Origin of the sequence: Amycolatopsis sp. H20-H5, assembly GCF_035828755.1 — a bacterium.
Taxonomy (GTDB): domain Bacteria; phylum Actinomycetota; class Actinomycetes; order Mycobacteriales; family Pseudonocardiaceae; genus Amycolatopsis.
Genome location: NZ_JAYMZS010000053.1, coordinates 23,475 through 34,251, shown reverse-complemented (window position 1 = coordinate 34,251; position 10,777 = coordinate 23,475). Strand labels below are relative to the sequence as shown.

13 protein-coding genes and 1 pseudogene are annotated in these 10,777 nt (G+C 66.3%); 7 read left to right on the top strand and 7 right to left on the bottom strand.

All coding sequences use genetic code 11. From position 1 onward, the window contains the following. Nucleotides 1-115: 115 nt before the first annotated feature. The 5 genes from QMK34_RS26360 to QMK34_RS26340 form a co-directional block, all read right to left on the bottom strand. A complete protein-coding gene (locus QMK34_RS26360; RefSeq protein WP_326417084.1) occupies nucleotides 116-361 on the bottom strand; it encodes a hypothetical protein in 246 nt (81 codons plus the stop codon). Next, nucleotides 361-975: a DUF3558 domain-containing protein gene (locus tag QMK34_RS26355; RefSeq protein WP_326417083.1), complete on the bottom strand. Its 615-nt coding sequence runs from the start codon at nucleotides 973-975 to the stop codon at nucleotides 361-363. Before QMK34_RS26355 ends, QMK34_RS26360 begins: the two co-directional genes overlap by 1 nt. A gap of 1 nt (nucleotide 976) precedes the next feature. Then, a complete protein-coding gene (locus QMK34_RS26350; protein ID WP_326417082.1) occupies nucleotides 977-1,444 on the bottom strand; it encodes a hypothetical protein in 468 nt (155 codons plus the stop codon). A gap of 193 nt (nucleotides 1,445-1,637) precedes the next feature. Next, complete coding sequence (locus QMK34_RS26345) at nucleotides 1,638-2,045, bottom strand: hypothetical protein (protein WP_326417081.1); 408 nt, start codon at nucleotides 2,043-2,045, stop codon at nucleotides 1,638-1,640. Continuing rightward, on the bottom strand, nucleotides 2,042-2,254 hold the full coding sequence (locus QMK34_RS26340) for a hypothetical protein (protein WP_326417079.1): 213 nt from the start codon (nucleotides 2,252-2,254) through the stop codon (nucleotides 2,042-2,044). Before QMK34_RS26340 ends, QMK34_RS26345 begins: the two co-directional genes overlap by 4 nt. Nucleotides 2,255-2,351: 97 nt before the next feature. On the opposite strand from QMK34_RS26340, the gene QMK34_RS26335 reads away from it, so the two are divergent. From QMK34_RS26335 to QMK34_RS26320, 4 genes are read left to right on the top strand one after another with little or no spacing between them, the layout of a single operon-like run. Continuing rightward, nucleotides 2,352-3,254, top strand: coding sequence for a helix-turn-helix domain-containing protein (locus QMK34_RS26335; RefSeq protein ID WP_326417077.1), 903 nt, complete (start codon nucleotides 2,352-2,354; stop codon nucleotides 3,252-3,254). Next, nucleotides 3,202-3,387: a DUF397 domain-containing protein gene (locus tag QMK34_RS26330; RefSeq protein ID WP_326417076.1), complete on the top strand. Its 186-nt coding sequence runs from the start codon at nucleotides 3,202-3,204 to the stop codon at nucleotides 3,385-3,387. The genes QMK34_RS26335 and QMK34_RS26330 overlap by 53 nt, the downstream gene beginning before the upstream one ends. A gap of 29 nt (nucleotides 3,388-3,416) precedes the next feature. After that, on the top strand, nucleotides 3,417-4,820 hold the full coding sequence (locus QMK34_RS26325; RefSeq protein ID WP_326417075.1) for a hypothetical protein: 1,404 nt from the start codon (nucleotides 3,417-3,419) through the stop codon (nucleotides 4,818-4,820). Nucleotides 4,821-4,833: 13 nt separating this feature from the next. After that, entirely contained in the window at nucleotides 4,834-6,168 is a 1,335-nt protein-coding gene (locus tag QMK34_RS26320) for a DUF2786 domain-containing protein (RefSeq protein ID WP_326417074.1), read from the top strand. A gap of 5 nt (nucleotides 6,169-6,173) precedes the next feature. Here QMK34_RS26320 and QMK34_RS26315 read toward each other — a convergent pair. Then, nucleotides 6,174-6,398 (bottom strand): annotated as a pseudogene (locus QMK34_RS26315) (DUF5946 family protein); the annotation flags it as partial. Between the two features lie 270 nt (nucleotides 6,399-6,668). After that, nucleotides 6,669-7,193: a DUF5946 family protein gene (locus QMK34_RS26310; protein ID WP_326417073.1), complete on the bottom strand. Its 525-nt coding sequence runs from the start codon at nucleotides 7,191-7,193 to the stop codon at nucleotides 6,669-6,671. Between QMK34_RS26310 and QMK34_RS26305 the strand changes: the two genes are divergently transcribed. The 3 genes from QMK34_RS26305 (at nucleotide 7,108) to QMK34_RS26295 (ending at nucleotide 10,710) form a co-directional block, all read left to right on the top strand. Beyond that, complete coding sequence (locus QMK34_RS26305) at nucleotides 7,108-8,334, top strand: ROK family transcriptional regulator (protein WP_326417072.1); 1,227 nt, start codon at nucleotides 7,108-7,110, stop codon at nucleotides 8,332-8,334. The two genes, QMK34_RS26310 and QMK34_RS26305, sit on opposite strands and share 86 nt — an antisense overlap. Nucleotides 8,335-8,407: 73 nt before the next feature. Next, a complete protein-coding gene (locus tag QMK34_RS26300; RefSeq protein ID WP_326417112.1) occupies nucleotides 8,408-9,724 on the top strand; it encodes an ABC transporter substrate-binding protein in 1,317 nt (438 codons plus the stop codon). A 5-nt stretch (nucleotides 9,725-9,729) separates the two neighbouring features. Beyond that, complete coding sequence (locus QMK34_RS26295; RefSeq protein WP_442785219.1) at nucleotides 9,730-10,710, top strand: carbohydrate ABC transporter permease; 981 nt, start codon at nucleotides 9,730-9,732, stop codon at nucleotides 10,708-10,710. Nucleotides 10,711-10,777 lie beyond the last annotated feature (67 nt).

Sequence of the window (10,777 nt, the reverse complement as noted above, 5' to 3'; positions counted from 1 at the left end):
CGTTGCGCCTCCCCGCGCTTTGATTCTGACTCGTAGTATGTCAGATGTGCACCGGGGGTGTCTGGTTCCCTCGGGGAGGTGCGGTGTGGTTGGCCACACAGGGTGATCGCGCGCGTCACCCTTTTGCGAATCGGTGAAGCCGCCTTGCTGCTGCCTTCCGGTCGGCCTGTGTCTTGGCGGAGGTATCACCCGACCAGGTGCAGTCAAGCTTGGTCTGGATGGCGCGGATCCGGTCCGCCAACTTGGTGTGCCCGCTCTTGAGCGCGTCGGCCGCCTGCTTGGCGCTGTTCAGCGTCGAGGCATTGCCGGGGACGCGGTGCATCCGGTCATAGAGGTCTGCGCCCGTGTACCTGTCAGGCATCAGTTCTGCGCCTTCTTGAGATACTCCACCACAAATCCCGCAACTTTCTTGCCCAGCGCGCAGGGGTCGCCAAGAGGAGTAGTCGCCGAATCGAGAGATACGCTGACGGAATAGGTGAGATCGTCACGTAGCCCGACAGCCAGCGAGCAATGCGCTGGATCAGACGTACTCACGTTGGCGAAAACGGCACCAGGATAGCCGGACACTGTAAACGGCTTGAAGTCTGTGAAGCCACCTTGCTGTTGCTTCTCGTACAGGCCAGACATGCCGGAATGATCAGATGTGAATATCGTGCCAACAACCGAGTTTGGATTGTCGGTTGCGAAGCGGATGGAGCATCCCGGCCCCTCCGGATCGGTTCGCGGAGTTGCACTTTTGAGCGGGGCGCCGAGCCCGGCGACCTGTTCGGGCGACGGGGCACTGCAGGGAGCTGCCTCGAATGACTTTGTCTCGAGCGCTTGAGGTACAGCGTGCTCGTTGACCTTCGACGCGGTCGGAGGCTGGGGAGACACTGACGGCGTGGATGTGGGGGTAGCGCCTTTGCCGGAGCAGCCAGCAAAGAGGACACTCAATGCGGCCAGGGGGAGCAGTGCAGCAGCTTTGCGGATTGGCATGTCAGGTGTTCTTGCCTTTCAACGAGCTGGCCGAATGATGGTCCTGCGCTATGTAGGCATCGCGCGCCGTGGTGATCGCGTCCCGCTGCCGCTTCAGCTCGTTGGTCACGCTGAGGAGATAGTTGTTGTAGGTCTTTCCCGCAGCGTTCGCGTCTTGCACATAATTCGAGCTGGCGACTTCGTCACCCATAGGTTTGAGCTGAGTCAATTTGTCGGCGTGTGGCCGTTGCTCATTGCCGATCCAGTCCAGCAACTCGTTGAGGTCCTTGATGACCGCGTCGGCGGTGGCTGGGTCGAATTTGTAGCCTCCGCCGCCGGTGTCCATGGCCGTGTCGGCCTTGGCTTGTTCGTCGGCGGTTTGCTTGGCTACCTCTGCGGGTGGCAGGTCGTAGAGGTATTTGTAGCCGGGTACGAGCGGTCCCATGAAGTTGCTCGCTACGTGTCTGACCCGTTCCACACCTTCTGGCATCGTTGCGCCTCCCCGCGCTTTGATTCTGACTCGTAGTATGTCAGATGTGCACCGGGGGTGTCTGGTTCCCTCGGGGAGGTGCGGTGTGGTTGGCCACACAGGGTGATCGCGCGCGTCACCCTTTTGCGAACGAGATTTCAGCGGAATGCGGGTTGTCTGTCGCGAACGGATAGTGCGGTCTTGCTCTTTCGGGTCAGCACTTGGGGATGCGGCAGGGGAGGGTGTTCCAGCAGGGTTCGCACAGGGTGATTGTGGAGGGGGCCGGGAGGGTCCAGTCGGCTGTCATCGTCCATTCCGGGCCGGGGTTGCGTGGGGTGTAGCGGGCGGTGAAAAGGCGCAGGGCCAGGGTGCCTGGTGAGAGGGTTTTGGTACAGATGCTGCAGTTGTGGGGATGCCAGTGGGGCTGAGGTGTTCCGTCGAGTTCGGATACGCGGGTGGTCAGGGCGGTGCCGAGGTCGGTGAATTCGAGGCCGAGGTCGCGGAGGTCTTCGGCGAGCTGGTCGGGGTTGCGTTCGCGGTGGAGGCGGATGATTCCGCCCGCGATGAGGGCTTTGGCGAGTTCGCTCATGCGGTTGACGAGTTCGCGGTCTTCGGGAGTCATGACGGATGGCCTGTCGCGCAGGACGGGCAGGGTGTGAGGTTGGCGAGGTAGTGGGTGTCGGCGGCGATGCAGCGGACGCCGCAGTCTGAGACGTGGCCCATCAGCCAGCCGTCGGGGGCGTGCCAGGGGATGGCGCCGGGGGAGACGTAGTGGCGCTCGGGGTGGTGGGTGCCCGGGTCGGTGGCCATCCATTGGCCGGGTGCGGTCATGTCGCCTCGATAACTTTGCGTGGTTGTCTGTATGCTTCACGTCACGGAACCATGATGTGCATGTATGCACAATGGGGTTCATGCTTGGTCTACTCGAATGGAGTACGTGATGGCTGCTGCCTCGTTGCGGCGACGGAGGCTCGCTCGTGCTTTGCAGGAGCTACGTGAGCAGACCAGCCTGTCCATCACCGAGACGGCCAAGCTCGCCGGGTTTTCGCAGGCCAAGCTGTCGCGGATTGAGGCTGCGCAGATCAGCATCAGTGGTGACGACACCTATGAGCTCTGTCAGGCGCTCGGGGTCGGGGAGGACGTCGCCAACGAGCTGGTCAAGCTTGCGCGGCACGCCAAGCGGCGCGACTGGTGGCACTCGTATCCGGACAGCGTGCTTGGGCGGACGACGAGTCTGTTCGAGCTTGAGGCGGATGCTGACAGCAAGTACAGCTTCACCATCGATGTCGTGCCTGGCCCGCTCCAGACCGAGGCCTACGCGCGGGAGCTGATTCGGCACGGTTTTCCTCGCGAGCCGGATGCGGCAATCGCGCAGCGCGTCGAGGTTCGGATGGCTCGGCAGCGGCATATCGCGGCGGGCGCGCTGGAATTCTGGGCGATCATCGATGAACCGGCGCTGCGGCGGACGATCGGTGGTCCGGAGGTGATGGTCGAACAGATTCACCAGCTCCTCGAAATCGCTGGCAGCCAGCATGTTTCGATCCAAGTGCTGCCCGCCGAGGTCGGCTGCCACCCCGCGCTCGGCGCGCCGTTCCACATCTTCACGTTGGCCGACGGCTACAGCTGCGTGGCCTTGGAGAATCTCACCGGCGGCATCTATGTGGAAGACGCGGCGGAGGTCCGCGTCTATCGAGAGGCTTGGTCGAAACTGGCTGCGATGGCGCTATCCTTCGAGAGGTCGGCCGAGCTGCTGACGGCCCTTGTCGCCGAACACCGGAGTGCCCCTCGTGAACCCCGCCCGCTGCGAGTGGAAGAAGAGCGCGGCGAGTAGTGACAGCAACGCGTGTGTCGAGGTCGCCCTGGCGCCCGGAACTGTCGGACTCCGGGACACCAAGGCGCGCGCGAGCGGACATCTCGTGATTCCGGCCGACTCCTGGCGAGCTCTCCTGAGGTCGGTCCGCTAGGGGCGTAGCCGGTTCGTTACTCTTTGCGCGTGGTAGGACAAGGAGCGAACCTGCGGGTAAGGCACGCGTTCGAAGAATGGGCGGCCCAGCACGGGCTCTTGCCAGTGGACGCCGAGGCAGCCGAGGTCTGGCGAGGCCGGGTCCAGATCATGCTGCAAGGCCGCGCCGAGTACCTGGGCCAGCCGGATGCCACGCTCTGGCGCAGTGGTGACTTGCACCGGTTGCTGATGGACAATCTGGCGCCCCGTCAGGCCGACGGCTGGGACTTGGCCGAGCACGCGGTGGACACGCTTCGGGACTTCCTGCGTTTCCTCGACGACACCGAGCGGCTGCACCCGGGATCCACCAGGGTCGCCACGTTGCGCACAGAGCTGGATCGCGCCGAGGCCGGGTTCGACGAGGCGATGGCCGACCCTTCTCGCCATCGGCTCGCCAAGCGGGTGTGGACCGCGATCGCCGCCGACGGGCTGAGTTTCGACGCCGACCCGGCCGAGATCGACCGGTGGGCCGAACGCTTCAGCGCGCTGGACGCCGAAGGACGCCGTCCTGTGCTGCGGGACTTGATCGACGCCGAGCCGATGTACGGCATCGCGCGGCTGCTCGTGCACGGCGGCGGGGTGGCGTTGGTGGATCCGGCGGAGTCGCCCGACAAGAGCCTGGTGTGGCCGGATCTCGAAGAAGAATGTGACTGCGGCTGCGCGGATCGCGTGACGCCGCCCCTGGCTGAGCTTCCTTCGGACGCCGAGTTGTCGCGCGCGGTGGTGGAAAGCCGGACGCTGCGTGTCTTGCTCGGGTTCGGCGAGTGGGCGGGTGCGCGAGGCCGCCCGGTGGATCGGCGCGGTGAACCGGTTCGCAAGGAACTCCTGACACTGGTGCCCGCGCTCGGTCTGGCCGATCTCCCGGTCCGGCAGCTTGGGGAGCTGCCGGCGGTGGCGACGCTCTGGGCGCTGGCCCTTGACCTCGATGTGCTCAGTTTGCGTCGCACCCGCGTGATCGCCGGATCTGGGCTGGCCCGCGTGCAGGCCGCGCTCAGCGGCGACGCAGAGCCCGCCGCGGCCCTCGCTTTGTGGGACGAGGTGCACGACGGTCTGGTCGACTACCTGGTGACCGTCGCGGCCGCGGCTGAACCGTGGGTTCCCCACTTTCTCGGCAATCTGTACCACCGGCAGTCCAGCGGGGAGTTCGACGACATTCGCGACATCGTCTCCGAAGTGCTCGCGGAACGCGGGCCCGGCCCGCTCGACCTCTTTGTCGACGGCATGGAGCCGGTCGTCCTGCCGCTGCTGCTGAACGGACTCTCCGTGTTGGCGGAACACGGCGCTGTCGAGCTCGCGCCCGTTGACTCCCCTGCCCGGGTGCGCCTCACCGCGCTCGGCAGGCGAATCGTGTACCGCCGGTTGACCGGCAGCGGCACGACACTGGTTTCGGCGTAACGGAAGGACTGGCGTGGGCAAGCGGAATCGCGAAAAGCGGGCGGCGAAGAAGCGCGTCCGTCAGAGCAAAGGGCCGACCGAGCCGCGGAACGGGTTCTTCGCGGAGCCCGCCGACTTCGGGACGCTGCCGCCGTTGCCGCCCGAGGTGGTGGCGAACGAAATGACGCACGCGGCCTGGGGCCATGGTGCTGGCAACACCTCCGCCGCCGCGGACTTCGCGACGGTCTTCACCACCGGCCGGTTCGTCGCCGAGGCCCGCGCTGTCGCCACCGGCGCCGGGATCGCGCTGGTGACTGTCCTCGAGCGACTGTGGCGATCGGGCTGGACGCCCTCCGACGTCTGGGAGCACGTCCGGCGGAACGCCGACGACGTCGCGACGAACCTGCTGGTCGACGGCATCGCCGCGGACACGGCGAAACACGCGGCGGCCACCGTGCACGAGCGGTGGGCGGCGCAGGTGCGTGGGCTGGGCGCCGAAGTCTGGTGGAAGCGCGACCGTCCGCACCTGCTGCAGTGGGCCGAGCGGGCGGGCGCGGACCTCGAGCGGGCGCTGCTGGCCACGGTCAAGATGCTCGCGATGCTGATGACACTGCCGGAGCTCCCGCGCATTTTGGCGCCGCCCGGTTCGGCTTCTGCCGGAACCGCCGGACAGGCGAGTGGGGTCGATCAGAAGGTACTGGCGCGTGTCCGGGGTCTGCTGGCCAAGGCGGAGTCGACGCAGTTCCCCGAGGAGGCCGAGGCGCTCTCGGCCAAAGCGCAGGAACTGATGAACCGGTACGCCTTCGAGCGGGCCCTGCTCGACGCGGACACCCACCGGAAACAGACGGCTGGCTCGATCCGTTTGTGGCTGGACGCCCCGTATGTCGAAGCCAAGTCGCACCTGGTCGCCGCGATCGCCGAGGCGAACCGGTGCCGGTCGGTGTTCTATTCCAAGCTGGGCTTCGCCGCGCTGGTCGGCGAGGAAACGGACCTGGAGATCACCGAACTGCTGGCCACTTCGCTGCTGGTGCAGGCCACCCGTGCGATGGTCGCCGAAGGCAGTCACACCACCAGAACCGGAACGTCGCGCACCCGGTCCTTCCGGCAGTCCTTCCTCGTCGCCTACGCGGTCCGCATCGGTGAACGACTCGGCGAAGCCGGGGTGCGCGCGCACGACCCGGTTGAAGACGCGCGGTTGCTGCCGGTGCTGGCCGATCGTTCCCGGGTGGTCGACGAGACATTCCAGGCGATGTTCAGTCACACCGTCGAGCGGGCGGCGTCGGTCAGCAACGGCGCGGGCTGGCATGCGGGCCGAGCCGCGGCCGACCACGCCGACCTCCTGCTCGAACGTGGCGTCGTCGACGCCTGAGGGCTTCAGTCCTGGGCCGCGTTCCTCGCCTCGACCGTCGCCGACACCCACGCCCGCACCCGCTCCGCATAGCCCTCCGCGGGGAACGTGCCGTCGACCGCGACGTCACCGATCGTCACTTCATAGACCGTCGGCGTTGCCGACGGTAGCGGCGGCGCGTCGCCGTAGTCCTCCGCCTCCGGCTTCCGGCCGCTGCCGCTGTGCGCGTTGAGAACGCGTCTGAGAACTGTCGCAGCAGCCGCCGCTCGAAGCCTCGGGCGCCTGTCCTGCGAAGCCGCCTACCCTCCACAAAGGACGAAAAGTCTACCCATTCGCCCGTTTCATACCGCCACGACCGTTTCATGCGTGCCCCTGAAGGCCACCATGACAGCGTTAAACGCCGTGAAGGCTCCCATCAGGGCACACGGCAAACCTGCGGTGGCGACTGAAGGGGACTTCCCTCGACTCAACCTTGCAAAAGTCCCCTTCACCAGAACAGACCGCGTGAAAGTCCCCGTCAGTCACGCGGCCCTGGGCACCAAACTGGACGCCAAGACATCAGTTTCCGGACGCCTTCTGAGACGCCGTACGCGCCGATTCATCGCCTCGATCCGGAGTAGACCGCCGCCCAGATAGGCCTGCACCAGGGACCACTGCGGCCGCAACGCCGCTGGTTTCTGCCCGCTGGGATGCTGCAGAAAGTAAGTCCCCACCGCGACGCCGTGCAGTGGTCCCCAGGGCTCCTGGCGGGAGTGATCCAGGGCCAGGAGCTGGTGAAACACCGTCTCGCACGTCGTGTCGCCGGTGAATCGTTCGATCTTGTCATGGGGCGAAGCGTTACCTGGCTGTTTCCCCGCGGCGTTGACGGCTGTGGCCGCGCTCACTACAGTCGCCGGAAACCGTCTGTAAAGTATCCTAATTAAGTCGGAGTGTGGGTAAGTGCGAGCCGGTAGTCCGCGAATGCTGCGCGAGATCAACGATCGCGCCGCCGTCGAAGCCCTCCTGCGGGAGGGGGCGCTGACGCGCTCGGAGCTGGAGCTCGCCATCGGGCTGTCCAAGCCGGCCACCGCTCAGCTGCTCACCCGTTTGGAGCAGGAGAACGTCGTCGGCAAGGCCGGGGTCCGCGGTGGCTCCCGGGGGCCGCGCGCGCAGTTGTGGCAGGTCAACGGCTCGCTGGCGTACGTAGCCGCCGTGGATCTCACGCCGCACGAGGCCGATTTCGTCGTCGCCGATGTCGCGGGCAGCGTGCTCGCCGAACACCGCGTGCCGCTGCCCGTCCACGCCGGTGCCGACGTCGTGGGGACGTTCGGCGCCGCGCTGGAGCGGGTCACCCTCGCCGCCGGGCTCACCATGTCCGACCTGCGCAATGTCGTCATCGGCGCGCAGGGGGCGTTCGATCCGCGGACCGGGTTGCTGTCCTCCGCGCCGCACATCCCGGGCTGGCTGGGTTTCGACGTGCCAGGACGGCTCAGCGCCGAGCTCGGGGTCGACGTCACGCTTGAGAACGACGTCAACCTGGTCGCCATCGAGGAGATGACCGCCGGGCGGGCCGCCGGGCTCGACGACTTCGTCATGGTCTGGCTCAGTGAGGGCGTCGGTGGCGCCGTGGTCGTCGGACGTCGGCTGCTGCGCGGCGCGACCGGCGGTGGCGGCGAGATCGACTGGATGCGCGTGCCCGATCCGGCCTCGAAGTACACCGGCGAGCAGCCACCACGGGCCGGTACGCGGTTCGGTGACCTCGTCGCCTCGCCGGCCATCGTCCGGCTGGCTGCCGCGCACGGGATCATCGCCGACACCGGGTGGGACGCTGTTTCCCTTGCACAGCAACAGAATTCCGCAGAATTCCTCGACGACCTCGCCCGCCGTGTCGCGGGCGGGGTGGCTGGCCTTGTCGCCGTTGTCGACCCGGAACTCGTTCTGCTCTGCGGTGACACCAGTCGCGCCGGTGGCGAGTCGTTCGCTCAGCTCGTGGCCGCTCGGCTGCACGAGATCTCCGTCCCCCGCACCCCGGTCGGCGTCGCTTCCGTACAGGGCAACGCTGTCCGCGCCGGTGCCCTGCAGTCCGCGCTCGCCACCGCGCGCGAGGACGTGTTCGGCGTGACCACGCGCGCGCTGCCGAACAAACGCAGGCCCGACCCCGTCCCTGGTTTTCCATCCGTTCCACAGTCCCCTGCCCAATCCGATTAGGAGGAGGGTCATGAGCTCCACGACCCAGATACGCAGGACCGGCCGCCGTTGGCGCGGCTCGCTCGTGCTCTGTATGGCGGCGACAGCAGCCCTGCTGTCCGCCTGTTCCGGCGCCGCGGCCCCCAGCGGCGGGGGAACCGGTGACGCCGCGGCCGCTGCTCCACATGAGGACGCGAAGCTCACGCTGACCGTCTACAGCAAGTTCACCTCGCGTGAATACGACATCGTCACCAAGGGCCTCAACAAGCTCAAGGCCAAGTACCCCAACATCGAGATCAAGCACGAAGGCAATCAGGACGACGACAAGCTGACCCAGTCGATCCGCAGCGGGAACCCGCCGGACGTCGCGATCTCCTTCTTCACCGACAACCTCGGCCTCTGGTGCTCCAATGGCACCTTCCAGGACCTCAAGCCGTACCTCGACCGCGACAAGATCGACGTCAACGTGATCCCGCAGGCGGTGCGCGACTACACCACGTACCAAGGCAAGCGCTGTGCCATGCCGATGCTCTCGGACGTCTACGGCTTCTATTACAACACCGACATGCTCACGGCCGCGGGGCTTTCCGCGCCGCCGAAGACAACGACCCAGCTGCTCGACTACGCGAAGAAGCTGACCCAGTTCAACCCGGACGGTTCGATCAAGGTCGCCGGGTTCATGCCGTCGATGCCCTTCTACTCCAACAAAGCCGAGATGTGGGCGCCGAACTGGGGCGCGACCTGGATCGGCCCGGACGGCAAGTCGCAGCTGGCCGACAGTCCCGAATGGAAGGAGATGTTCGACTTCCAGAAGAAGCTCATCGACTTCTACGGTCACGACAAGATCGAGAAGTTCAAGTCCGGCCTCGGCGACGAGTACTCCGCGGACCACGGCTTCCATCGCGGCAAGATCGCGATGATGATCGACGGCGAATACCGCACCGCGTTCCTCAAGGACCAGGCGCCGGATGTCAAGTTCGGCACCGCGCCGCCGCCTGTGGCCGACTCCAAGCCCGACCGGTACGGCGGCGGGTTCACCACCGGCACGATCATCGCCATCCCCAAGGGCGCCAAGAACCCGGGCGCGTCCTGGGAACTGATCAAGCAGATGTCGCTGGACACCGACACCCTCGTCGAGCTGGCGAACGGCCTCAAGAACGTGCCCAGCACGATCGCGTCGCTGTCCGACCCGAAGCTCGAGGTCAACCCGCAGTTCAAGACGTTCCTGGACATGTACGGCGGCGGCAAGCTGCTGCCGAACCCGTCGACGGCGATCGGTGACGCGCACCTCAAGGCCGTCAACGACTTCGCCGAAAAGTGGCAGGCCGGGTCCGTGCCGGACCTGACCGCCGGGCTCAAGGCAGTCGACGCGCAGATCAACGACGCGCTGGCCCAAAAGGGCGGTGGCTGAGCACGGTGACCACCACGCTGGAGAAGCCCCCGTCCGCACCCGCGAAGGTGCGGGCGGGGGCCCGGACGGCCAAGCGCCGTCGTACGGTCTTCTACTTCATCGCGCCAGCGACGCTCGGGTTCCTGATCTTTTTCGGGTACCCGCTGATCGCGACGGTCTACTACTCCTTCACGAAGTATGACCTGATCAACCCTCCACAATGGATCGGGTTCGACAACTACGTCCGGATGTTCTCCAGCGAACCGCTGGTCGGCACGGCGGCGTACAACACGCTGTGGCTGGTCATCGTGCTGACGATCTGCCGGGTGGCGTTCTCGCTCGGCGTGGCGTCGGTGATCTCGCGGCTCAAGGCGGGCGTGGGCCTGATCCGCACGCTCTGCTACCTGCCCGCCCTCGCTCCGCCCGCGGCGGCGACGCTGGCGTTCGTGTTCCTGTTCAACCCGGAATTCGGTCCGGTCAACAGGTTCTTGAAGCTCATCGGGGTCGACGGCGGGCTGTGGTTCAACGACCCCAGCATGTCGAAGCCCGCGCTGACCCTGCTGGTGATGTGGGGCTCGGGCGAGCTGATGATCATCATCCTGGCCGCGCTGCTCGACGTGCCGACGGAACTGCACGAAGCGGCGCAACTGGACGGCGCCGGGCCGATCCGCCGGTTCTGGCACATCACGCTGCCGTCGATCTCGCCGGTGCTGCTGTTCGGGGTGGTCAACTCGATCATCTTCGCGCTGCAGTTCTTCACGCAGGCGGTGGTCGCCGGTTCCGCCGCGGCCGGTTCCGCGGACGTCGCGGGCAACACCAAGTACATCGGTGCGCCACAGAACTCGACGCTGACGTATCCGGTGTGGTTGTACGTCCAGGGTTTCCGGTACTTCAACATGGGTTACGCGGCCGCGATGGCCGTGCTGCTGTTCATCGTTTCGGCTGGTTTCACGATGATTCTCGTGCGACAGCTCCGTAAGACCGCACATCAGGAGGAGGGCGGATGAGCTCACAATCGCGAAGCGCCGCTCGTCCGCCCGTCCGGGTGCGGGTGTCCCGCAAGACACAGGAGGG